The sequence below is a fragment of the Aestuariivirga litoralis genome, assembly GCF_015714715.1.
Taxonomy (GTDB): Bacteria; Pseudomonadota; Alphaproteobacteria; order Rhizobiales; family Aestuariivirgaceae; genus Aestuariivirga; species Aestuariivirga litoralis_A.
Genome location: NZ_WAHS01000002.1, coordinates 73655 through 97342 on the forward strand (window position 1 = coordinate 73655; position 23688 = coordinate 97342).

22 protein-coding genes and 1 pseudogene are annotated in these 23688 nt (G+C 57.8%); 9 read left to right on the forward strand and 14 right to left on the reverse strand.

Annotated features, from left to right (window positions below; all coding sequences use genetic code 11):
• Window position 1: 1 nt before the first annotated feature.
• Together F8B91_RS11985 and kynU are read right to left on the reverse strand one after the other, a co-directional pair.
• Complete coding sequence (locus F8B91_RS11985) at window positions 2-2050, reverse strand: alginate lyase family protein (RefSeq protein WP_196504068.1); 2049 nt, start codon at window positions 2048-2050, stop codon at window positions 2-4.
• A complete protein-coding gene (kynU, locus tag F8B91_RS11990) occupies window positions 2047-3279 on the reverse strand; it encodes a kynureninase (protein WP_196504069.1) in 1233 nt (410 codons plus the stop codon). The genes F8B91_RS11985 and kynU overlap by 4 nt, the downstream gene beginning before the upstream one ends.
• Before the next feature lie 61 nt (window positions 3280-3340).
• Between kynU and F8B91_RS11995 the strand changes: the two genes are divergently transcribed.
• From F8B91_RS11995 to F8B91_RS12005, 3 genes are all read left to right on the forward strand, one after another.
• The gene (locus F8B91_RS11995) at window positions 3341-4468 is read left to right on the forward strand and encodes a DUF1615 family protein (RefSeq protein ID WP_196504070.1); all 1128 of its coding nucleotides are present in this window, start codon (window positions 3341-3343) and stop codon (window positions 4466-4468) included.
• Window positions 4469-4677: 209 nt separating this feature from the next.
• The gene (locus tag F8B91_RS12000) at window positions 4678-5409 is read left to right on the forward strand and encodes a hypothetical protein (protein ID WP_196504071.1); all 732 of its coding nucleotides are present in this window, start codon (window positions 4678-4680) and stop codon (window positions 5407-5409) included.
• Window positions 5406-6248, forward strand: coding sequence for a glycosyltransferase family A protein (locus F8B91_RS12005; protein WP_196504072.1), 843 nt, complete (start codon window positions 5406-5408; stop codon window positions 6246-6248). The genes F8B91_RS12000 and F8B91_RS12005 overlap by 4 nt, the downstream gene beginning before the upstream one ends.
• Here F8B91_RS12005 and F8B91_RS12010 read toward each other — a convergent pair.
• Genes F8B91_RS12010 through F8B91_RS12040 form a run of 7 tightly spaced genes read right to left on the reverse strand, consistent with a single transcriptional unit; the run spans window position 6245 to window position 13264 of the window.
• Complete coding sequence (locus F8B91_RS12010) at window positions 6245-7114, reverse strand: urea carboxylase-associated family protein (RefSeq protein WP_196504073.1); 870 nt, start codon at window positions 7112-7114, stop codon at window positions 6245-6247. The two genes, F8B91_RS12005 and F8B91_RS12010, sit on opposite strands and share 4 nt — an antisense overlap.
• Window positions 7115-7132: 18 nt before the next feature.
• Window positions 7133-8158, reverse strand: a complete 1026-nt coding sequence (gene tdh / locus F8B91_RS12015) for an L-threonine 3-dehydrogenase (RefSeq protein WP_196504074.1) — start codon at window positions 8156-8158, stop codon at window positions 7133-7135.
• Entirely contained in the window at window positions 8155-9342 is a 1188-nt protein-coding gene (locus F8B91_RS12020; protein WP_196504075.1) for a glycine C-acetyltransferase, read from the reverse strand. Before F8B91_RS12020 ends, tdh begins: the two co-directional genes overlap by 4 nt.
• Window positions 9343-9399: 57 nt before the next feature.
• Window positions 9400-9651, reverse strand: coding sequence for a MoaD/ThiS family protein (locus tag F8B91_RS12025; protein WP_196504076.1), 252 nt, complete (start codon window positions 9649-9651; stop codon window positions 9400-9402).
• The gene (locus F8B91_RS12030) at window positions 9648-11930 is read right to left on the reverse strand and encodes a xanthine dehydrogenase family protein molybdopterin-binding subunit (RefSeq protein ID WP_246715243.1); all 2283 of its coding nucleotides are present in this window, start codon (window positions 11928-11930) and stop codon (window positions 9648-9650) included. The genes F8B91_RS12025 and F8B91_RS12030 overlap by 4 nt, the downstream gene beginning before the upstream one ends.
• Before the next feature lie 3 nt (window positions 11931-11933).
• A complete protein-coding gene (locus F8B91_RS12035) occupies window positions 11934-12404 on the reverse strand; it encodes a (2Fe-2S)-binding protein (protein WP_210324391.1) in 471 nt (156 codons plus the stop codon).
• The gene (locus F8B91_RS12040) at window positions 12404-13264 is read right to left on the reverse strand and encodes an FAD binding domain-containing protein (protein ID WP_196504971.1); all 861 of its coding nucleotides are present in this window, start codon (window positions 13262-13264) and stop codon (window positions 12404-12406) included. Before F8B91_RS12040 ends, F8B91_RS12035 begins: the two co-directional genes overlap by 1 nt.
• Before the next feature lie 144 nt (window positions 13265-13408).
• On the opposite strand from F8B91_RS12040, the gene F8B91_RS12045 reads away from it, so the two are divergent.
• Window positions 13409-14284, forward strand: a complete 876-nt coding sequence (locus F8B91_RS12045; RefSeq protein WP_196504077.1) for a choline/ethanolamine kinase family protein — start codon at window positions 13409-13411, stop codon at window positions 14282-14284.
• Here the strand turns inward: F8B91_RS12045 and F8B91_RS12050 are convergent.
• Window positions 14281-15066: a lytic murein transglycosylase gene (locus F8B91_RS12050; RefSeq protein WP_432432041.1), complete on the reverse strand. Its 786-nt coding sequence runs from the start codon at window positions 15064-15066 to the stop codon at window positions 14281-14283. The two genes, F8B91_RS12045 and F8B91_RS12050, sit on opposite strands and share 4 nt — an antisense overlap.
• Before the next feature lie 133 nt (window positions 15067-15199).
• Here F8B91_RS12050 and F8B91_RS12055 point away from each other — a divergent pair, with 133 nt between their 5' ends.
• Both F8B91_RS12055 and F8B91_RS12060 read left to right on the forward strand, forming a co-directional pair.
• The gene (locus F8B91_RS12055) at window positions 15200-15982 is read left to right on the forward strand and encodes a ferredoxin--NADP reductase (RefSeq protein WP_196504078.1); all 783 of its coding nucleotides are present in this window, start codon (window positions 15200-15202) and stop codon (window positions 15980-15982) included.
• A 101-nt stretch (window positions 15983-16083) separates the two neighbouring features.
• Window positions 16084-16725, forward strand: a complete 642-nt coding sequence (locus F8B91_RS12060; RefSeq protein WP_196504079.1) for a sterol desaturase family protein — start codon at window positions 16084-16086, stop codon at window positions 16723-16725.
• Here the strand turns inward: F8B91_RS12060 and F8B91_RS12065 are convergent.
• Window positions 16722-17870: a fumarylacetoacetate hydrolase family protein gene (locus F8B91_RS12065; RefSeq protein WP_196504080.1), complete on the reverse strand. Its 1149-nt coding sequence runs from the start codon at window positions 17868-17870 to the stop codon at window positions 16722-16724. The two genes, F8B91_RS12060 and F8B91_RS12065, sit on opposite strands and share 4 nt — an antisense overlap.
• Before the next feature lie 155 nt (window positions 17871-18025).
• On the opposite strand from F8B91_RS12065, the gene F8B91_RS12070 reads away from it, so the two are divergent.
• Window positions 18026-19639 carry an FMN-binding glutamate synthase family protein gene (locus F8B91_RS12070; RefSeq protein WP_196504081.1) on the forward strand — a complete coding sequence of 538 codons (1614 nt, stop codon included), beginning with the start codon at window positions 18026-18028 and terminating at the stop codon, window positions 19637-19639.
• 28 nt (window positions 19640-19667) lie between these two features.
• Here F8B91_RS12070 and F8B91_RS12075 read toward each other — a convergent pair whose 3' ends face one another.
• The gene (locus F8B91_RS12075) at window positions 19668-20573 is read right to left on the reverse strand and encodes a LysR substrate-binding domain-containing protein (protein ID WP_196504082.1); all 906 of its coding nucleotides are present in this window, start codon (window positions 20571-20573) and stop codon (window positions 19668-19670) included.
• Window positions 20574-20664: 91 nt separating this feature from the next.
• On the opposite strand from F8B91_RS12075, the gene F8B91_RS12080 reads away from it, so the two are divergent.
• Together F8B91_RS12080 and F8B91_RS12085 are read left to right on the forward strand one after the other, a co-directional pair.
• Complete coding sequence (locus F8B91_RS12080) at window positions 20665-21453, forward strand: HalD/BesD family halogenase (RefSeq protein ID WP_196504083.1); 789 nt, start codon at window positions 20665-20667, stop codon at window positions 21451-21453.
• A gap of 253 nt (window positions 21454-21706) precedes the next feature.
• Window positions 21707-22693 (forward strand): DUF4215 domain-containing protein, encoded by a 987-nt coding sequence (locus F8B91_RS12085; RefSeq protein ID WP_196504084.1) that lies wholly within the window; start codon window positions 21707-21709, stop codon window positions 22691-22693.
• 74 nt (window positions 22694-22767) lie between these two features.
• Here the strand turns inward: F8B91_RS12085 and F8B91_RS12090 are convergent.
• Together F8B91_RS12090 and F8B91_RS12095 are read right to left on the reverse strand one after the other, a co-directional pair.
• Window positions 22768-22956: pseudogene (locus tag F8B91_RS12090) on the reverse strand (bifunctional methylenetetrahydrofolate dehydrogenase/methenyltetrahydrofolate cyclohydrolase); the annotation flags it as partial.
• Between the two features lie 31 nt (window positions 22957-22987).
• Window positions 22988-23407 carry a hypothetical protein gene (locus F8B91_RS12095; RefSeq protein WP_196504085.1) on the reverse strand — a complete coding sequence of 140 codons (420 nt, stop codon included), beginning with the start codon at window positions 23405-23407 and terminating at the stop codon, window positions 22988-22990.
• Window positions 23408-23688 lie beyond the last annotated feature (281 nt).

The following is a 23688-nucleotide window of genomic DNA, read 5'->3' on the forward strand; positions in this document are numbered from 1 at the left end:
CTCAGCTCATCCTTGGCATGCAAAGCGGCCATAGGGGCGCCAGGCCCCAATCCATATCTGGGCTGAAGTCACCCGCATTTTCAGCCAGCGGCTCACCCGTAAAAAATGCCAGCAGGATCGCGATGCGCCTGTCATGGCCGGCACTGTCTTGGTTGTAATCCTTAAACGTGCGCCGTGACTTGGCGAGATAACGGATGGCCGCATCAAGGCTCTGCCCATTGATCCCCCTATAATCATGCAGGTTGATCCCAATTCTGGCGCTAACGCAGGCCAGCGCAGCCCAGGCTTCGAGGCTGAACAAGGAATAATGCAGCGGCAGGTGGCGCTTCAGCTCCTCCGGCTGTGCGCCGGACCCATTGATCTGTTCGGCAAGTTTGACGGAAAGCCCCCGGCAAATGCGCGTGGCAGATTCAACATTGCCGGTGAAAAGATAAAGCTGCACGGCCAGCACGGCAGTCCACAATGAAATATTGTTGGGCCTTTCAAGTGCGAAGGGAAGTTGTCCGCTCTTCTCAACGTCCTGGAGCAGATCGCGGCACCATTGGCGAATGTCCTGTGCTTGCTTTGCGGGCAACGCTTTCAGTTTGATTAGCGTGTCCACCGTCTGAGGCAAAAGCCAGAGGTCACGGGCAGCGACCAACCCGTAAGGATTTGGGGTTTTCCGCTCAGGCCGGAGTTGCGCAAAACGCAAATTGGGATTCATTCGCGTCTTCTTGTCGAGTATCCAGGTTTCCAGAATACCGCGTGCCCGCGCCGCATATTCCTTCTTGCCCAACACATAGGCCCCGTGCGCCAACACTGAGCTGTCACGCAAGAATTGACTAAGAGCGGCCCTGTCATCCCTGCCCGCACTTTCAGGTGCTACTACACGCCGCGGCGGGCGCAACATCTGGCTAACACAGGCTAGAACCGAACGCGGCGATAACAAATCCAATCGTCCAAAGCCTGTCGGGTAGCGCGGGGCACAGAAAAAATCCTGCTTGTTGCCACTGGGCGCAGTTGCCTCCTTGTCAAGAATGCGCGCGGTGGGCGAGGCCATGACTTGTGCACAAAGCCCATCCAGCGCTGTGCGATGCGAATTCAGTTCCGCAGCGTAGGTGTGGAACACATCCGCGCGGGCGAAATTTTTCTTGGCCTGCGCAATGTCCAGCTCCGCCGATAGCAATTCCACGCCTTCAAAGCGCGCACTCCAACGGCCCAAATCATTGTTTTCAACCTTGGCCGATGAGTGGGTGGGCAGGCGCATGGTGAATCCGCCCGTTACGAATTGGCCCCTGCTCTTGCTCGGGGGAAGACAGACATTATCCCATGGCGGCGACCACCATTTGTCCCACGGGCCTGGCACGCCAATCCGTCGGAAAAGCTCGGTCTTGTTCTTGTTGCCGTAACGCCGGGCTTCATCAAATCTGTCCTCGGCATCAAATCGGAACGCGATCTGCGGCTCGTCAGGGTTTTTTGGCGGCGAAACCAGGCTGGCAATTTCGTTGTGTTCATAAATACGCTGCATGCCAATGGCGACAAATTTCGCATCGCCCGCCGCACGGGTCGCTTCCACGAAAGATCGCCACCCCTCGCGCGCGAACATGATGCCCCCATCAAAAGGCAGCACCCATTTCGAACGGGCCTGCCCATGTGACAGGGCCAGATTGCGGGCATGGTTGATGTTGATCAGGGCCTGTGACTTGTGCCTGATCTTCCATTCGAGGCTGAGCACCGGAAAGGATTCACCCCATTTCGCAGCCTGGCGCGCGCTGAGTCTCGGCAGGCCGCTGACATCGAGGAAAGCTGTGAAATGCGCCTGCGTGACAAAAGGAATGACAAGGTAATTGTGCCCCGCCGCTTTGATCACCCGGATCATTTCCTGAGCCAGTGCAGGGTCCACAATGCGGTTCAGGATCCACCACTTCTCCGCTTCGGGAAACGCATCCTCATGCGCAATGATATATTGCAGGTTTTCGAGCCCGCTGCGGCTGGCGTGGCGGGGCGGCAGGTCATTGCCCAAAATGCGGTAGATCGAAAATTCCTTCGGTTCTCGCGCAACGCGCTTCATGTCACCGCGGCCTTGGCCTTGAATTTCGGCTTGTCCCAGAGGCGCTTGGAGAGAACCTGATGCAGATGCTCCACCGCATCATAGACATCCGCATAAGACACGTAGAGCGGTGTGAAGCCAAAGCGCATCAGATTGGGCGCCCGGAAATCGCCGATGACTTTGCGCGAGATCAGTGCCTGCATGATGGCGTAGCTTTCGTCATGCGCAAGGCAAACATGGCTGCCGCGCTGGCTCCAATCCTGTTCGCCGTGAACGGATATGCCGAATTTCCCGCAACGCTCCTCCGCCAATTTTGCAAACAGCGCGCATTGCTTCATCGCCTTGGCATGCAGTTTCTCCATCGACACGCCCTTCCACACATCCATGGCCGCATCCAGCGCCACCATGTTCAGCATCGGCTGCGTGCCAACTTGAAAACGCGTCACATTTTCAGCGCCGGCAAACTGCTGCGCAAACGCAAAGGGCTTGGCATGACCCCACCAGCCCACCAATGCAGGCATCACTTCTTTCTGCAGGCGTGGATGCACAAAAGCAAAGGCTGGCGCACCTGGCCCGCCATTCAGATATTTATAGGTGCAGCCCACTGCAAAATCCGCATCGACATCCATCAGACGCCCCGGCACTGAGCCTGCGCTATGCGCCAGATCCCAGATCATCAGCGCACCATTTTCATGCGCCTTGGCAGTGATCGCCTTCATGTCGTGGCGGTGTGACGTGCGGTAATCCACTTCGGTGACCATCACCACCGCTACATCTTCATTGATCGATTGCAGAACCTGATCCGGCTCCACCACCTTGAGCACATGCCCATCCGCCATGAATTGCGTGAGGCCTTGCGCCACATAAAGATCGGACGGGAAATTGCCGCTGTCCGACAGGATCACCTTGCGCCCGCGCCTTTTGGCCACCGCAGCAGAAAGCACCTTGAACAGATTGACCGAGATCGTATCCGCCACAATAACGCTGCCGGGCACCCCGCCGATCAGCTTGGCGATCTTGTCACCGATCACTTGCGGCAGGTGAAACCAGCCATGCTTGTTCCATGACGTGATGAGATCACGCCCCCATTCCACTTCCACCGCATGCTTCACCCGCGCCACAGCCGCCTTGGGCAACACGCCCAGCGAATTTCCGTCGAGATAGATCATGCCTTTTGGAATGCTGAATGCATTGCGCTTTTTTGCAAAAACATCCTTGCGGTCGAGGGCTACAGCGTCTTTACGATTCATCTTGGTCTCCTCCTGTAAATTCGCCACAAACCGCCCTATTCTGCAAGCCATGTTGCGGTGGATGATGGCATTTCTGGTGTTTTCCGGTCTGGGCGGCACTGCCCTAGCCGCCGACCTCACACCGGGTGAAGCCTATATCCTGATCAAGCATGCAAGACCCGGCGTCACTGATCCAGACGGCTGGGCCGCCGATCTGATCGATGTGCTGAAAGCCCAATCCATCCCCGCCAACCGCGAGAATGTTTGCGCGGTCATCGCGGTGATCGATCAGGAGTCAAATTTCATTGCGAACCCCACAGTGCCGGGCCTTGGACGACTGGCGGAGAAATCCCTGCGCGAGAAATTCGGCCACGTGCCGTTCCTGTCCACCTATGTGATGGACTGGCTGGACTCGCATCCCGCAGGAGGCACCAGCTATCTGCAACGCATTCGCATCGCCAAGACCGAGCAGGACCTTGATCTCACCTACCGCGCCCTGGTCAATGATTTCGGCACAGCCAGCAACATGTCATTCGTGGTTCAAAGCGGCTTGCTCAATAGAGCAATTGAGGAACGCAACAATATTTCCACCGTAGGCTCCATGCAGGTCTCGGTGCATTTCGCATTGGATGAAGCCAGGAAGCGCCGCTATCTGCCGATGACGCTGAGCGATGTCTATGCCGTGCGTGACGAACTCTACACAAGGCGCGGCGGCATGTATTACGGCGTGCGCCAGCTGCTGGGCTACGAGACCGGCTACAACCGCAAAATCTTCCGCTTTGCAGACTTCAATGCCGGCCGCTATTCCAGCCGCAATGCATCCTTCCAGCATATCATCGCCACGCTGGCCAAACAGAAACTGGCCCGCGATGGTGACCTGCTGATCTATGACAAGAACGGCACGGCGCAAGCCGCGGTCAGCAGTTCCGAATCCGCGTTGCGCAGCCTCTCATCCACCAATGCGCTAGGGCTTTCGGACAAGCTGATTCGAAGCGACCTGCTGCAGGAAAAGGACGATGCTTTCGCACTGACCCAGACTTTCATTGCGGTGAAGGGCCTCTATTTGCGTCAAACGGGCCAGCCCGCACCCTATGCGGAATTGCCCGGGATCGACCTGGCCAGCCCAAAGCTCTCACACAAGATGACGACAGCCTCCTACGCCACCAGCGTGGACCGCCGCTATGCCAAATGCGCCGCCGCCCGCCTGTGATCAGGCTTGCAGCCTCTATGTCACGGATCGTAAAGGTGGGCCGGGCCGTTCAGGCCGCGTGACGGGGACGAAGGATGGCGTGGTTCAGGAGGTTGTTTGGAAAGACAAAGCCGGGCCTTTTCATTTTTGCAATTCCCCTCATTCCGAAACATCGAGCGGTGGATTGGAACCGGACCATGGAATTGCTGGGTGCCACATTGCGCTCGGCCTTGAACCAGATTGATCCCAATTTTCAGATCATCGTCGCGGCGGAAGACCAGATTGATATTCCCGAAGCCCGGCACCCAAAAGTCACCATCGCATATTTCGCCACGCAACCGCCCAAAGCCGGCACAGAATTGCTCCACGCCACGTCATTCCTGGATCACCAGAACAGACGTCAGTTCTTAACGCAAAAGGCCAAGGACGCCGGCGGCACTCATGTGATGATTCTGGATGCTGACGATCTGGTCAGCCGTCATCTCGTCCACACGATCAACGTTCTTCCATCCGCATCTGGCTATGCTTTCACCCGCGGTCACGTGATGGATTTTCAAACCAGGAAAATCTATCCCTGCCCCAGCGCGCGGATTGGTGTGGGAAGCTTTGAAGAATTTTGCGGCAGCGGGCATGTATTCACGCTTGCGCAGGATCCAGCATTGCCGCAGCCCTGGCCTGAGGCCATGGTTGAACAAAGGCATAAATTGGTGAGCAATCTGATGCGCGAAAACGCGCACCCCTTTTTGCAGGTCAGGGAACGCCTCGTGATCTACATGCTGAACTCGGGCGTGAACATGTCGAACGAAGGAACGCCCGATAGTCCCTTCAAGAAATTTGCAGTTTACGCGTCAACCGTTCCAGCCACCTATGGCCACCCGATGACGCGCAGGCAAATCAGGGAATTCGCGCTTGATCAAAACACCAGCCCGTTCTTGATGCCAAAGCGGAATGGATCATCATGAGGTTATTTTCGCGCCTCCTTGCAAAATGGAATAAGACTTCGGCTGAAGGAACTTTCGTCATCGCGATTCCTCTCATTCCCCGCAAGCGGGCCAAGGATTGGGATCAAATCCTCTCAAAGCTTCAGGCAACGTTGCGCTCTACACTGGGTCAAACAGACCCTGATTTCCGGATCATCATTTGCACGGAAGACGAAATTGATCTCCCCGAGGCGCGGCATCCGAAAGTGCGGATCTTGCTCTATGGTGCAGGCCGCCCGCCAAGCGCCTATAAAAACACCCACACGCTGGCCATACAAGATGCATATGCGCGCCGTATGCGCTTGACCGATGAGGCCATGAGAATTTCAGCGCGTCACCTGATGTTTCTCGATGCGGATGATCTCGTCAGCAATCGCCTGGTCGAAACAATCAAGGCGCTTCCCTTTTCCTGCGCCTACGCCTTGTCATCCGGTTTCGTCATGGACGATGCGACAAAAAAAGTGGCACTTTGTCCGAGTGAGTTGATCAAAATTTCGCATTTTGATTCCTTCTGCGGCAGTTCCTGGGTGTTTTCGCTTTCACCCCAAAGCACGCTTCCGAGAGGATGGCTCCGTCTTGTGAAAAACACCGGCCATCATCAAGTCCGCGAAGCGCTGTCGGCCAGTGGGACGTCCATTCATAATATTGAACAACCCCTTGCCATTTATCTCCTGAACACCGGCCACAATATGTCGGGTGCAGGCACCTCGGATTCCACGCCGGGTTATTACGGAACGAATGGAGCAGCGATTGCCGCCAAGCATGGCCGCGCGCTGACGCCGGAGGAGTCGAAAGAGTTCGGCTTCCCAAACAGCCTTTAGGGTAACAACCCATCCTTGATACCAAGATAATTGCTGACGGGCGGCGGGGTCCAGCCTTTCGGCGCAGCTGGCGGCGCGTAAATTTCCACCAGCAGCGGATGGCAGGCAGACTTGTCACTCGAATGCTCGTCACCGCAATCACCGCCCGGGCAGGCCGACAGCGCAGCCAGCAGATCAATCTCCGCGAAGCATTCAAGATAGTCACCCGGCCGCGCCGGCGTGGCCTTCATGAAATATTGCCCGGTGTCGCGCGTGAAGCCGGTGCACATGAACACATTCAGCACGTCGTGCACGAAGGGCTCCGCCGACGCTTGGGTGCGGCCCGTTGCTGACGCGAAGGCGCGCGTGAGGTTGGAATGGCAGCAATGGTGATAGTCGCCACCCGCCAACAATTTGTGCGTATAGGGATCACAGCGCGTGCCGATCACATCATGCACGCTGCCGCCGAATTCATCGAAGCCGTACCAATCCAGCGTGTCTTCGGTGATGGTGGCGATGGGGCGCAGATACGGCAGATTGCTCCACAATCTGTCGCCGGTTGAAACATGCGTGCCATGCAGCGCGCGCGTCTTGCCGGAGAAAAACCGCTCCGCATGATTCCCCTTGGCCCACAAATTGAGATCACCGACTTGCGGGCCTTCTACCGAGACAATGCGAAAGAAATGCCCCGCTGGAACTTCAAATGATTTGGCATCGCGCGGCGGCACCAGCACTTCGCTTGTCTTTGTCCAACCCTCGCGCGCTGCGCGGTAGGAGGAGAGATCAGGCTTCGGCAGATCATCCACTGCATAGCAGATGACAGGCTTCACGGCCTTGCGCTTCTGCGCATCGGTGGGCGGATTGAACTCAGGAAATTGCGGCTTCATGCGCGAAGCATGACACGTTTACGCCCAGTCGAGAACCACCTTGCCGCAAGCGCCCTGCTTCATCAGCGCAAAGCCCTGCGCATAATCCGCCGCCTTCATCCGGTGGGTGATCACCTTGCGCACGTCGAGGCCTGACTGCAGCATGGCGATCATCTTGTACCAGGTCTCGAACATTTCGCGGCCATAGATGCCCTTGATGGTGAGTGACTTGAAGATCACCCGGTTCCAGTCCACCGGCGTGGCCTTGGCAGGAATGCCCAGCATGGCGATCTTGCCGCCCATGATCATGTGATCGACCATCTGGTCGAAAGCCTGGGGTGCTCCCGACATTTCAAGCCCAATATCGAAACCCTCATGCATGTGCAGCTTGGCCATCACATCGCGCAGATTTTCACGGCTCACATTGACCGTGACGGCATCGGTGACCTGATTGCAAAGCTCCAGCCGGTAGTCATTCACGTCAGTCACCACGATATGCCGCGCACCCACATGGCGGCAGACGGCAGCGGCCATGATGCCGATGGGGCCAGCGCCGGTGATCAGCACATCTTCACCGATCAGATCAAACGACAAGGCTGTGTGCACTGCATTGCCCAGCGGGTCGAGAATGGCGCCAATCTCGTCATCCACTTCCGGTGGCAGATGGATCGCATTGAAGGCCGGGATTTTCAGATATTCCGCAAAGGCGCCGGGCACGTTGACGCCTACGCCCTTCGTCTCGGGATCAAGATGGAAATGCCCCGCACGCGCCATGCGGCTTTTCATGCCGATCAGATGGCCCTCGCCCGAAACCCGGTCACCCACTTTCACGCTGCGCACATGGCTGCCAATGTCGACAACCCGCCCCGCAAATTCATGGCCCACCACCATCGGCACCGGAATGGTTTTCTGCGCCCACTCATCCCATTTCCAGATGTGCAGATCAGTGCCGCAAATGCCGGTCTTGGCCACCTGGATGATAATGTCATCCACGCCCATTTCGGGCCTGGGCTCATCGCGCATGACGAGGCCTTCAGCGCGTTCGGCTTTGACCAGAGCTCTCATGCAATCATCTTCAACTTGCGGCCCACCTTGATGAAGGCGTTGGCGGCCGTTTCAACATCGCGGGCCGAATGCGCGGCAGACATTTGCGTGCGGATGCGCGCCTTGCCCTGCGGCACCACCGGATAGAAAAAGCCGGTGACATAAACGCCCTCGGCATAAAGCTCGCGCGCCATATCCTGCGCCAGCTTGGCCTCGCCCAGCATCACCGGAATGATCGGATGCTCGCCCGGCTGCAGCGTGAAACCCGCTGCCGTCATTGTCTGGCGGAACTGCGCGGCATTGGCGAACAATTGCTTGCGCAGATCATCGCCCTCTTCGGCGAGATCAATCGCCTTCAGGCTGGCGGCCACGATGGGCGGCGGCAATGAATTGGAAAATAGATAGGGCCGCGCCCTTTGGCGCATCAGATCAATGATCGGCTGCGCGGCGGCGATGTATCCGCCCGCCGAGCCGCCCAAAGCCTTGCCCAAAGTGCCAGTAAGAATATCAACCTTGATCCCCGCGCGGGCCGGCGTGCCCGCACCCTTCGGCCCCGTGAAGCCCGTGGCGTGGCAATCATCCACCATAATCAGCGCATCATATTTATCAGCCAGCGCGCGCACGGTTTTGAGATCGGCGAAGAAGCCATCCATCGAGAACACGCCATCAGTGGCGATCACGATGCGGCGCGCATTGGCGGCCTTGGCTTCCTTCAGCTTGGCCTCAAGATCATTCATATCATTGTTGGCATAGCGGAAGCGCTTGGCCTTGGAGAGGCGGATGCCGTCAATGATCGAAGCATGGTTCAGCGCATCGGAAATGATCGCATCCTGTTCGCCGAACAAAGGCTCAAACACCGCGCCATTGGCATCAAAGCAGGCGGCAAACAGGATCGAGTCTGCCATGCCGAGATAGGAGGCGATGCGCGCCTCCAGTTGCTTGTGCAGATCAGTCGTGCCGCAAATGAACCGCACCGAAGCCATGCCGAAGCCGTGTGAGTCCAACGCATCCTTGGCGGCGGCAATCAGTGCCGGGTGATTGGCCAGGCCCAGATAATTATTGGCGCAGAAATTGAGAACGTCATCCCTGCCGGTGACGGCGATGTGCGCGGATTGCGAAGAGACAATCTCGCGCTCCACTTTCCACAATGATTGGTCCTTGATGGATTGCAGTTCTTCAGCGAGCGAGGCGGCAAATGTTGTCATGCAGCAAAGTGTAGCTGATCCCTCCCAAGGCGGGGAGTGAAATCCTTCAACGCTTCTTCAGCCCCCCGGCACCCGGGGCATCAGGTAAATCTCCGCACCTGCGGGCAGTTCCGTTTCCCACTTGTCCCGGTAAATCTTGCCATTGATCGAAACGGCCACCCCGCGCTTAATATGCGGCTCCATACCGGGATGCGCGTCGATGAGCTTGCGGAACAGCTCACGGATGGTGCTGGCCTGCACCTCTAGCGTCTCCGCTCCGCCTACCAGCGGACGGAGCGCACCCCAGAGATGGATTTTGTGGACGCTCACCCCTTCTTGTGGGCCTTCAGTGATTTCAGCACGCGCGGTGGCGACATTGGCAGATGCGTCTGGCGTACGCCGGTGGCATTGCTCATCGCGATCGCCAAAGCAGCCAGCGGCGGCACGATCGAGGTTTCGCCCACGCCGCGCACGCCGTAGGGGTGATGCGGATTGGGGATTTCCAAAATCTGCGTGTCAATGAAGGGCAAGTCCGAACAGACGGGAATGCGGTAATCGAGGAAGCCGGCATTCTGCAGGCGGCCATCCTTTCCGTAAACATATTCCTCGTTCAGCGCCCAGCCGATGCCCTGCGCGGCACCGCCCTGATACTGGCCTTCCACGTAAGCCGGATGCAGCGCCTTGCCAGCGTCTTGAATCACTGTGTAGCGCTTGACGAGACTGCGGCCGGTTTCCGGATCAACCTCGATATCGGCAATATGCGTGGCGAAGGACACGCCGGCATTATCGGCCGAGATTTCGGCATGGCCGGCGACAGGCCCGCCGGTGCTCGACGCCTGTGCAGCGATTTCCTTCAGCGACAAAGGCGCGCGGTTGCCGTGATGCACGCCCTTGGCATGGGCGCCACCGTCTTTCCATTCCACTTCTTCAAGCGGAATTTCCCAGATCTTGGCGGCGCGCTCACGCAGCACCGTGATGGCGTTGCGCGCCGCGAACACGGCGGCCATCGAGCTGGAGAATGTGCCACGGCTGCCATCGGTCATGTCATTATGACCGAGCGAAGACGTATCAGCCACGATGGAACGCACGGACTCATAAGGCACGCCCAGTTCTTCGGCGACAGCCATGGCGATGGCGGCACGTGAGCCGCCCACGTCAATCGTGCCCTGTGCCACAGTCACAAAACCATCGGGCGTGACATTGAGATCAATGCAGGTCTGGCCGCCGAAATTGAACCAGAAACCGCAAGCCATGCCGCGGCCCTGGTTCTTGCCCAGAGGCGCCTTCATATGCGGATGATTCTTGGCGGCCTGCAGCGTGGGGCCAATGCCGATGGGGCCATAGACTGGGCCGTAAGACGAGCGTGTGCCCTCCTTCGCCGCATTCTTGATACGGAAATCAATCGGGTCCATGCCGATCTTTTCAGAAAGTTCCTCCACCGTGCTTTCAATCGCGAAGGCCGCAGCCGGGGCTGAAGGTGCGCGGTAAGCGGCGCATTTCGGGCGGTTGACGATCACGTCCTTGGCCACCGTTTTCACATTCTTCAAATCGTAGCAGGCAAAGGCGGTCATCGCGCCGAATTCGGCCCAGTTCGACGGGAACGCCCCGCCCTGATAGCGCAGCTCGGCCCAGGCCGCAGTGATGGTGCCGTCCTTCTTGGCGCCGATCTTCACGTCGATGGACGTCGAAGAGGTTGGCCCGGTGCAACGGAACACTTCATCACGCGTCATCGTCAACTTCACAGGGCGGTTGGCCTTGCGTGACAGAGCGAGTGCGAGCGGTTCAGCCCATACATGCGTCTTGCCGCCGAAGCCGCCACCGATTTCCGACGAGGTCACGCGCAGCTTGTTGGCATCAAGGCCCAGCAAAGATGCGCACTGGTTGCGGTACACGAAATGGCCTTGGGTGCAGACCCACATTTCAGCCATTCCATCGGGTGAGACCGATGCAGTCACTGAATGCGGCTCGATATAACCCTGATGCGTCTGCTCGGTTTTATACGAACGGCTGATCACCACATCGGCTTCAGCAAAACCCGCTTCCACATCGCCATGGCCATATTCGGAATATTTGTTCTGGTTGCTGGCAACGCTGGGCTGCTCCGGCAGGCCTTCGGTGAAAATATGCGCGTGAATGACGGGGGCACCTTTGGCCAGCGCCTCATCCACGTCGGTCACATGCGGCAATTGCTTGTAGGTGACTTCAATCAGCTTCAACGCTTTGCGCGCGGTGGTGGCGTCAATCGCAGCCACGGCAGCAACAGCATGGCCATCATAGAGAGCCTTCTGGCGCGCCATGCAGTTTTCCAGAATGTCGAGCAGCCCACGATCGCCATCGGTGAGATCGGGCAGATCCTTCGAGGTGATGACGGCTTTTACACCCGCCAGCTTCTCGGCCTTTGACGTGTCGATCTTCACGATCTGCGCATGGGCATGCGGTGAACGCAGCACCAGGCCGACGAGTTGCCCCGGCATGTTGTAATCCGCACCATAGCGGGCGCGGCCCGTCACCTTGTCCACACCATCAGGGCGGCGCGGGCGGGTGCCGATCACCTTGAATTGCTTTTCGACGCGGTCGGGATTCATCGGACCAATATTGTCAGCAGCCATGGCTCAAGCCCTCATTTCTTTGGCAGCGGCCTGAACGGCGCGCACGATCTTGTCATAGCCGGTGCAGCGGCAGAGATTGCCGGCGAGACCGAACCGGATTTCTTCTTCCGATGGATCAGGGTTCTTGGTCAGCAGCGCCTTGGCCGCCATCAAAATGCCCGGCGTGCAGATGCCGCATTGAAGGGCAGCGCCATCAATGAAGTTCTGCTGCAGCGGATGCAGCTTCGCCCCATCGGCCATGCCTTCGATGGTCTCAACCGACTTGCCATCCATCTCCGCACCTAGCACCAGGCATGAGCAGACGAGACGGCCATCGAGGATCACCGAGCACGCGCCGCAATCGCCCGTGCCGCAGCCTTCCTTGGCGCCCGTGAGCCCCAAGCGGTTGCGCAGCACATCGAGCAGCACTTCATCTTCAGCGCAGGTGAATTCGACCGGGTCACCATTGACGGTGGTTTGAACATGAGCTCCCATTATTTTCCTCCTGCGCGGCTAAAGGCAATTTCAGCAGCGCGGCGCGCCAGCACGCCTGCCACTTCGGTGCGGAACTCAACTGTGCCGCGCTTGTCATCAATCGGTTTGCAGGCTGCGGAACAGGCCGCAGCAAGCTTGGCCTTGGCTTCGTCATCCAGCTTGGTGCCGATGATCGCCTTGGCGGCATCTTTCACCAGGATAGCAGTGATTGCCACCGCACCCAGTGCCACGCGGGCAGAGGTGATCACACCCTTGGCATCGAGCGTCAGGTTCACCGCACAAGACACAACGGCAATATCCATTTCGGTGCGCGGAATGAAACGCAGATAGGCATCGCCCGACCGCGCCGCCTTCTTCGGTAATTCAATCGCAGTGATGAATTCGCCTTTCTTCAGATTGGTGCGGCCCACGCCAGCGGGCACATCTTCCACCGCCAGTTTGCGCGAACCCTTGGCGCTGGTGATCACAACTTTCGCACCCGCAGCCATCAGGCCTGGCACGCTGTCTGCGGCGGGCGAGGCATTGCAGAGATTGCCAGCCATCGTGCAGCGGCCTTGAACCTGCTTCGAACCAATGAGGCTTGCACCTTCGACCACGCCGGGCCAGGCCTTCACCAGATCCTTGTTCTCAGTGAGTGCGGCGCAAGGCACAGCAGCACCGATCACAAAACTGGATGCCGATTTCTTGATTTCCTTGATGCCCTTGATCGCCTTGATATCGACAATCAGATCCGGCTCCAGCATGCCGGCCTTCATCTTCACCAGCAGGTCCGTACCCCCGGCAAGCACAAAAGCTTTGCCTTTTTCCTTGGCCAGCAAAGTGGCCGCCTCTTTCGCTGTTCCCGGCTGTATATAGCGCATCATTTCAATCCTTTAGAGCGATTCCAGACTATGACTTGCTCATCATGCGGTCAACCAAATGGAGTGTTGCAGCGCCGCATGACAGATGCGCCATCGCATTGACTTTGCCCATTCTCCTGTCTTTCATTGCGACAGGAGAATATCTTGAGCGACCATATGACACGCCTGCACAGCCTGCCGATTTGGCAAGGCGCACTTGAAGTTGAGCCACTGTCCGGTGGTGTGTCCAACCATGGCTTCAAGGTGAAAGATCAAAGCAGCACTTACGTTGCGCGCTTTGGCGACGACTATCCCTTCCATCAAGTTTCACGCGCCCGCGAAGCCATCGCCTCGCGCGCCGCCTTTGAGGCAGGCCTTTCACCCGAACTGGTTTACGCTGCCCCCGGCGTCACTGTGCTGCGCTTCATCGAGGCTAAAACTTATGCCGAGGTGGATGTGCGGGCGAACTGGCAACCCTGCGTCGATATCATCAAGCGCTGCCATCACGAGATGCCCCGCCGCGTGCTCGGCCAGGGGGCCATCTTCTGGGTGTTCCAGATCATCCGCGACTATGGCGCAACGCTGATTGCAAAAAATCATGCGCGCGCAGGTGAAGTGGCGTCATGGCTGAAAGTGGTGGACCAGTTGGAAGCCGAGCAAGTGCCGTTGCCCATCATCTTCGGGCATCATGACTTGCTCCCCACCAACTTCATGCACGATGGCAAGCGCATCTGGCTGATTGACTGGGAATATGGAGCCTTCGGCACGGCGATGTTTGATCTCGCCAACATCGCAGCCGCCAATTCCTTCGACGACAATCTCGAAGCGCAAATGCTGGAGCGTTATTTTGAGGGGAAGCCGGATGAGGCCCTGGCACGCGCCTTCTCAGCCATGAAAGTGGGGGCGGCTTTGCGTGAAGCCACCTGGGGCATGATCTCGGAACTGTTCCTCAATGCCCCAGGCGTCGACTACGTGGCTTACGCGGCGGAATATCTGGGCCGCTATGAAGCGGCGCTCAGCAACCACCGCAGCCGGTTTTAGTTACCGTCGATCTGCTTACCCATAATGGCCAGCGCCTGCTGATAGACCGAAGCCGCATTCCAGCCTTGGATAGCTGAGAAATTCGGCTGGCCCGGCTGATAGCCAGCACCGCGCTTCCAGCCATGGCCGCGCAGGAAGTTGGCGGTGGACCGCAAGGCGGTTTCCTTGTTGGACAGCGAACCACCGGTGCCATAGGCAAAGATGTTCTTCGGCATGAATTGCGTCTGGCCCACTTCACCATGCATCGCACCCACGGAATTGGCCGACAGCACACCCTTGTCCACCAGCTTCAAAGCGGCAATTGCCTGCTCGGTGAAAAAGTCATGACGGCGGCAATCATAGGCCAAAGAGGCCACGGCCGAGATAGTGTTCTGGTTGCCGGTCACGGCACCAAAGCCAGTCTCCATGCCCCAGATCGCAATGATCGGGCCAGCGGGCACGCCATAAGTTGCTTCGATTGAAGCAAACAAGGCGGCATTGGCCTTCTTGAGACCACGTCCGCGCGCCACGATGGCACCGGAGCCGCGCTTGCTCATGAATTCACCGAGGGAAAGATGAAAGCTGTGCTGGTTGCGATCCGCATAGATCGTCTTGGTGGCATAATGCGTGCCGGCCAATGCTGAAAGCCCGCGCGGGCCAACGCCTGCCGCCTTGGCTTCCGGCGCAAAGGCCACTTTCCAGGCCTCGAAGCCACCTGCAGCATTGCCGCATTGTGCCGCCTGCGCCGATACAGCACCCGCCACCAGAGCTGCCGCAACCATCATTGATTTCAAAAACCGCATATGCCTCATCTCCCCTGATTATCCGCCTCCCGCATTAACTGCCTTTGTTCTGAAGATTGGTCAATGCACAGCGAACTTGAATTATTGTTCGGAAATCTGTATCAAGCGTTCTATAAAACGAACGAGTTAGATTATGACATTGAATTCGCAGGGTCTTTTCGAGGAAAAAGTGCTGGAGATCCAGCACTATACCGACCGGCTGTTCCGTTTCCGCATTACCCGCCCACAAAGCTTCCGTTTCCGCTCCGGCGAGTTCGTGATGATCGGCCTGCCCATCAACGGCAAAAACCTGATGCGCGCCTATTCGGTGGCCAGCCCATCGTGGGATGAAAGCCTGGAATTCTATTCCATCAAGGTTCAGGACGGCCCGCTCACCTCGCATCTGCAGAACATCAAGGTCGGCGACACGATTTTGATGCGCCAGAAAACCACCGGCACCTTGGTGCATGATGCGCTGTTGCCCGGCAAGCGCCTGTTCATGATTTCCACCGGCACCGGTGTGGCGCCCTTCGCCTCGGTGATGCGCGATCCCGAAACATATGAAAAATTCGAAACCGTCATCCTCGCCCATACCTGCCGCGATGCGGCCGAACTGAAATATGGCTTTGACACTGTTGAAGTGAGCAAGAACGATCCGCTGGTGGGCGAGCAGGCCGCGAAGCAGCTCTTTCATTTTGCCTCCACCACGCGCGAGAAAACCGCCCAGATGGGCCGCATCACCACGCTGATCGAGAATGGTGGACTGTTCACAACGATGGGCATCGCCGCGCTCAACCCGCAAGAAGACCGGTTGATGATGTGCGGCTCGATGGCGATGATCAAGGATATGAAGGCGCTGCTGGAAGCCAGGGGCTTCGTCGAAGGCTCACTCGCCGACCCGGGAAGCTTCGTGATCGAACGCGCCTTCGTCGGCTAGTTCAAGGCGTTGGAAGGAACCCCCTTCAATCTTGGGCGTTGTAGTGAGACTGTGTTCGTCATAAGATTGTCATGCCTGCCGGGCGAAATGGGTGCGTGAAAATGCCATTGCTTGCTTCCGAACGCCTGCGTGACAGTTACAGCCTCGCTAAGGAAGTTTTCCTCGCATTGTTCACCGTGCGCATGTCGCCGGTGGCATTCCATCTCGATTATTTTGCATTTCCGCCGATCATCCTGGGCTCTATCATCTGGGGCGCGCAGGGCCTTCATTGGTACACCGCCATGGGCCTGTTTATCGTCGGACTCGCCTGCTGGACTCTGGCAGAATATGTATTGCACCGTTACGCGCTGCATCATTTGCCCTGGTTCTCCGATCAGCACACCGCGCATCATGAAGCACCGCGGGCGATGATCGCTTCCCCGACGGTTTTCTCATTTGCCTTCTTCTACGCCTTTGGCTTCGTGCCGGTTTGGCTCCTCTTTGGATTTTACATTTCGCTCGGTTGGTTCGCTGGCTTCTTGACGGGCTACGTGATGTTCGGTGCTGTGCATGAAATGGTGCATCACTCGCAAAACCAATGGGCCATCATGCGCTATTGGAAGCGCCTCCACGCCATTCATCATCACGGAAATTCGGACCGAAATTTCGGTGTGATTACAGGCTTTTGGGACCATGTCTTCGGAACTTACGAGAACAAGCTGAGGCGCGTTCCGCTGCGTGAGATTGATCCCGACGAAGCTTAGAGCAGCTTGCGCTTCGCTATGTTGCGCATGAAATCAGCAAGGCCGAAATTCCACTTCGGAGCCTTGTTGGTATAGACCACGCGGTTGCGCAAAACACCCAGAAGCGGTGTCGATATTTCCACCACATCGCCTACATGATGGGTGAAGCCCTTGCCCTTTTCACCACGGTCATCAGTGGGCGCAAACATCGTGCCGAGATAGACCACCAGACCATCCGGATATTGATGATGTTCATTGATGGCATTGGCCACGATCTCCTGCGGGTCGCGGCTGATCAGGGCCATGTTGGAATGGCCCTCCATCACGAAACCGTCTTTGCCGGAAACTTTCATCGCCAGTTCGGATTTGCGCACATCATCCAGCGAGAAGGATTTGTCGAAAAACCGGATGAACGGCCCCAGCGATGCCGAAGCATTGTTGTCCTTGGCCTTGCCGAGCAGCAGTGCCGAGCGGCCTTCGAAGTCACGCAGGTTCACGTCATTGCCCAGAGTCGCGCCGACGATTTTTCCTGTGGATGAAACCACCATCACAATTTCAGGCTCGGGATTATTCCACGATGATTTCGGGTGAATGCCCACTTCCATGTTGTGCGCGACCGATGAGAGCACGGGAGCCTTGGTGAAAATCTCCGCATCGGGCCCGATACCCACTTCGAGATATTGGCTCCAGGCATTGGCCTTGATGAGTGCGGCTTTCAACGCCGCCGCCTTGTCGGAGCCCGGCTTGATGGCGCGCAGGTCTCCGCCCACCAGATCATTGATCGTGCCGCGCACGCTTGCAGCCGCCGAAGCATCGCCGCGCGTGCGCTCTTCGATTACCCGCTCCAGCATCGAGGCGGCAAAGGTCACGCCAGCTGCCTTGACGGCCTGCAGATCGATCGGAGACAAAAGCCACGGCTTGTTCTTCTTGCGCTTTTTCTCGGCCGCATTGGCCAGAACATCGGCGACCTTCCCGATCACCTTGCCCTTGGCAGCTTTCAACACCTTGGCCGGGTTCTTCTCCTCGCAGAGATCGCGCATCGTGGCAAAGCTCTTGGTCACATCCACCAGCTTGTCGCCTTCAAGCTTCACCACAGCCGGGCCGATCTTGGGCAGCCACACGCGGCCTGCAAGGATGCCAGACGACGGAAGATCAGGATGGGACATGAGAACTCCTTCTCGCAACTGCGAAGACAAACATTGAAAAGACAGCCATTTCTCTAGCTGAAATGTTTTCTGGAGTGAAGAATTGTCATAAGCCTGCGGCAAGCAGGCGCTGCAATGCTGCGCCAGCAGCCGATTCGGCTCAGGGGAATTTAGGGATGAACTTTCTGCTTTATGGGATGGAGAAACGTTATCTCACCCTCACCATCGTGACGCTGCTTGCCGTGCTCTGTGCAATAGGCTGGATTCTCAATCCGGCCTGGTATCTGGAATTCGGCGCACTGCTCGCTCTGGCGGTTATGGCCGTGGTGGTCGGCGTGCATGACATGATCCAGACGCGCCATGCCATCCTGCGCAACTACCCGCTGATCGGTCATATGCGCTTCCTGATGGAAATGATCCGGCCGGAGCTGCGCCAGTATTTTTTCGAGGCTGATACCGATGGCCGCCCGTTTCCGCGTGAGCGCCGCGCCATCGTCTATCAACGTGCGAAGGGCCAGCTCGACAAGCGCCCCTTCGGCACCCATGCCGACATCTATTCCGCCGGCTATGAATGGATGTTGCATTCCATCATGCCCGCACCCGTGGTGCATGAGCCTTTCCGTGTGATGATCGGCGGGCCAACCTGCACACAGCCTTACAATTCCTCGATCTTCAACATCTCGGCCATGAGCTATGGCGCACTTTCCGCCAACGCCATCCGCGCGCTGAACAAAGGCGCCAAGATGGGCAACTTCGCGCATGATACCGGTGAAGGTTCGGTCAGCCCCTATCACCGCGAAGGTGGCGGCGACCTGATCTGGGAAATCGGTTCAGGCTATTTCGGCTGCCGCAATGCCGATGGTTCTTTCTCGCCCGAGAATTTTGCCAAGACCGCCGCCGATCCGCAGATCAGGATGATCGAGATCAAACTGAGCCAGGGTGCCAAGCCAGGCCATGGCGGTGTGCTGCCCGGCCCCAAGGTGACCGCCGAAATTGCAGAAATCCGCGGCGTGGCGCAGGGTGTTGATTGCGTCTCACCCGCCAGCCACAGCGCTTTCTCCACCCCCATGGGCCTCATCCAGTTCGTCGAGCAGTTGCGCAAGCTGTCCCACGGCAAGCCGGTGGGCTTCAAGCTTTGCATCGGCCACCGCACGGAATTTCTTGCGATCATCAAGGCCATGCTTGAATCAAAGATCACGCCGGATTTCATCGTGGTGGATGGCAAGGAAGGCGGCACCGGTGCGGCCCCTGCCGAGTTCATGGACAATCTCGGCATGCCCATGCGCGACGGCCTGGCTTTCGTGCATGCCGCACTGGTCGGTGCAGGTCTGCGCGACCGTGTGAAGATCGGTTGTGCCGGCAAGATCATCACCGGCTTCGATATGGCGCGTGCCTTTGCCCTCGGTGCTGATTGGTGCAACGCTGCGCGCGGTTTCATGTTCGCCGTGGGCTGCATCCAGGCGCAAGCCTGCCACACCGGCCATTGCCCGACCGGAGTTGCCACCCAAGACAAGATGCGCCAGCGCGCCATCGTGGTCGGCGACAAGGCCACACGCGTGGCCAATTTCCAGCGCGAGACAATCAATTCGCTGGCCGAGCTTCTGGCCGCGGCTGGTCTCACTTCTCCCAGGGATCTGAAGCCACATCACATCCTGCGGCGCGGCGGTGCTGGTAAAGTCGTCTCGCTGGCCAATCAGTTTGTGGCCGTGCACGATGGCGACCTGCTGAACGGAAAAGTGCCCGAGCCGTGGAAACGCCCCTGGGCCACGGCAAGGGCAGAGGCGTTTTAATCAGTACACAGATGAATTGAGCTTGGCGTCAGGCCGGGCCGCCGCCCAGGAAACGCACAAGCTCCTGCAGCATCGGTTTGTCAGCTTTGGCCTTGGGATGCACCAAGGCGTGCCGGCGCCCGAGCGGCAAGCCACGATCTGAAAGAACGATGAGCCGCCCTTGGCTGAGCGCCTCGATGGCCGTCAGCCTTTGCCCGAGGATCACACCAATCCCGCGCTCCGCCAATTCGTGCGCCAGGCCGGAATGGCTGACCACATGGCCGACAGATTGCACACTGCGGCCCGCGCCAAAGCGCAAGAGCCAATCAGTCCATGAAGGTCGCGACCCGAATTCCGGGCCCCAATCGATGTGGATGAAGTCCTCATCGGGGATGGCTTGCAGCCAGTCTTCAGGCTTGCACTGGATGCGTTCCAGATAGGCCGGCGCGCACATCGGCACCACTTCATCCTGCAGCAGAAAGTGAGCCGTCAATTCGGGATAATAATTCGCGCCGTAAGCCATGCGCAGGTCAATGTCGTCACGCGCAAAATTAACGGGGTCATTTTCCTCGCGCAGTTCAAACCGGAAATCCGGATAGATTTCAGAGAAGGCCTGAAGCCGCGGGATCAACCAGAATTCCCCCAACGACGGCAATACGCTGATCAGCAGCCGCGAGCGCACCCGCCTGCCCATGGCCCGCGCTGTCGATACAGCGATTTGTTCCAGCGCCTGATGCACGGTTTTGAAAATCTCTTCTCCCGCATCTGTCAACACCACGCGGTTGTTGTGCCGGGTGAACAATTGCTTGCCCAGAAATCCTTCAAGATTGCGCACATGCTGGCTGACGGCAGCAGCACTGATATGCAACGCCTTGGCGGCTGCCACATAGCTGCCGTGGCGGGCCGCACATTCGAAAGCCCGAAGGGCGTTAAGGGGAGGAAGGGTGAGGGGCATGGCTAAGTAATTCTTAGTCAGGTTAAATATTTCCGCCGTTGTGAGCAAGTTAAAACATGGCAAGTTGCCTCCAACTGTTGAGACTCTCCCTATGCATGACATCCTCGATCTCGTTCGTTATCCGCTGCATCAACCAGGCACTGCAGCTTGGTCTGCCCTCGTTAAAAACTGCCAGCAAGAGCTTGATCGCGAAGGCATGTTCAATCTCGAAGGCTTCATGAAGCCTGAGGCCTTGGCCAAGGCGATGACCGAAATCCGCCCGGTGATGGAAACGCTCTCATTCGTGCACAAGCGCCGGCACAATGTTTATTTCAAGAAAGACGTGCCGGGCATCGAGGCTGGCCACCCAGCCCTCAATATGGTGGACACGATCAACCACACGGTATGCGCTGACCAGATCCCGCAAAGCACTTTGATGTGGGTCTATGAATGGCCGCATTTCGCGGTGTTTCTGGCCGCTGTGATGAACAAGAACGTGCTCTATCCCATGCGCGATCCATTGGCCCGCGCCAATGTCATGTGTTACCGCGATGGCGAAGCGCTGAACTGGCATTTCGACCGGTCGGAATTCACCACCACGCTGCTGCTGCAGGCACCATCAAGCGGTGGCGATTTCGAATACCGCAAGGACCTGCGCACCGCAGAAGATCCGAATTTTGCAGGCGTAGCCAAAGTGCTGCGCGGCCAGGACAATGACACGCGCTCTCTCAAATTGGCGGCCGGCACATTGAACGTGTTCCGCGGCGTGAACACCCTGCACCGGGTGACGCCATGCGTCGGACCGAATGAGCGCTACATCGCAGTTCTCTCTTACTTTGAACGGCCCGGAGTGATGTTTTCGAAAGAGGAACAGGTGGGCTTTTACGGCCGCGCGGCCTGAACGATCCGGGGCCGGGAGGTCTCATGGTTTGCTTTACTGCCCCCAGTCGGCGACCATGAACGGAGGAGGCCCTGCCCAGTTTCTGGGCGGGGCCTTTTTCTTGCCGTGCATTTTGAGTGACTTAGGTGAAGATTTAGGGGCTATCTCACGTTTACAACCAATGGTTGCTATTGGGATTACCGATTCCTCATTAAGGTTTTTTTAAGATTTGACGGAGCCTCTGGGGAAGAGGCCATGCGGAAGGGGTGTTTCAATGTTTAACACACGCAAACTTGCGATTTCTGCCGGCTTGTTTTTTGGCCTCACGCTTCAGGGCGCATCATCGGTTTGGGCTGAAGATATTTCAGGACCAGCGGTGGCAGAGCCCAACGGCAAATTTAGCATTGAAGGCGGCATCTACGGCAATCAGGCCGATTTCCTTGGCCTTGGTTCTTTCACCTTGCCTCTCGGTGAAACCCTCGGGCTGCAGATCGACGGCGCGGCGGGCATGCGCCAGAACAAGTTCCTGGGCGGCGCTGGTGCACATCTCTTCTTGCGTGATCCTTCTACTTACCTCCTTGGTGCCTATGGCAGCGCCCACACCTGGGACGGCATCAATGTTTACCGCGCCGCCGTGGAAGCTGAACTCTATATGGGCGATGTCACCCTGACGGGCCTCGGCGGCCTTGAGTCGTACGATTATCCCACGATGTCGGGTGGCATGATCGTCCTGAACCAGGACAATTCGCATTTCTTTGGTCAGGTTGACCTTAATTTCTACGCCACCGACAATTTGATGTTGTCGGCGGGCTTCCACTATCTTGATCAGGTTCCGCTGGCAGCGCTTGCTGCGGAGTACAAGATTGAAGATTCAAATGTCTCGCTCTTCGCCAATGCGCTCATTGGTGACAGCCAGATCAACCAGGCCAATGTTGGTATCCGCATTTACACCGGCACGGCCATCATGAACTCCTTGCGCAAGACTCATCGTACGCGCGACCCGCAAAACTATGTGCCCGTGTTCCATAATCTCGCACTTGCCGCTCCAGTGCCAGCTGGCGTCTGCGGCGATGGCGCGCTGGATGCTGGTGAACAATGCGACGACGGCAACACCGTCGGCGGCGATGGTTGCGCTTCGAACTGCCAGACCGAGAGCTGTGGAAACGGCGTCCTGGATGTCGGAGAGCAGTGTGATGACGGCAATACCACCAGTGGCGATGGCTGCGATTTCCAGTGCAATACTGAAAATATCATAAATTGATCTTCGAAAGATCGCGAGGCGCAGTTCAGCGCCTCGCCATTGAATCGGCTTTTTATAAGATCACATCGCCGGGGCTTGAGGGCACTGCCTGCCTTCACCGTGTTGTATAGCAGGCAGGCGATGGTCATGGGGCGTACGCCGCCGGCCACCGGAGTGGTGGCACCGGCAACCTTCTCGCAAGACGCAAAATCACAATCGCCGACCAGCTTGGCCTTGCCATCACGCTCGATGCGGTTGCTGCCCACGTCAATCACCGTGGTACCTCAGTGATTGACGTGGGACGTAGACCGCGTGTCAGTCGTTCTGACAGGTGTTCTCATATTTGGCGCAGGCGGAGTTATTGCCAGCCTTACACTTGCGGTCCAATTTGCGGCATTGATAGGAATTGGGATCGACATTGAATGACGGCGTATTATTCGTGGCACCACCACTGGTGCAGTAGCTTTGGGTGATCTTGCAGGTGGTGCTTGCACCGTTGTTCTTCACGGTGCAGGACCACTGCGCTGGCTTGTAATTAACGTTCCCACCAAACTGGGCATCGAGGCTGCGGGTGACCTGGAGGCCCTGCGCATTGGCGATTGCCAGTGCCTGGTTCTGGTTGGAAGCCGTGCCGGACGCCGACACAGAACCGCAAACAGCCATGGCCGTACCGGAGAGCCAAAAGGCCGTTGCGGCAATGACCGCAGCGCGCGTAATCAATTGAAGGTGTTTCACGATATGCCGTCCCTTGGATGGAGAGCCCCTGGCCAGATGAGATTGCGCGAGGTTCACGGACCAGTCAACCCGCATCCTGCGCACTGCGCCAACCTCAACAGCACCATGCTTCGGCAAGCCTTCCGGTTCCACCCCAATTTCTGCTTGAAACCGATTGATCGAATGTGCAGCGTGGTGCACCGGGGGCTAGCAGCGATGGACGGGAGCACAATCCAATGAACTATGTAAGGGGAATATCGGCAGCGGCTGTTGCGCTATCGGTCACGCTGTCAGCCAGCAGT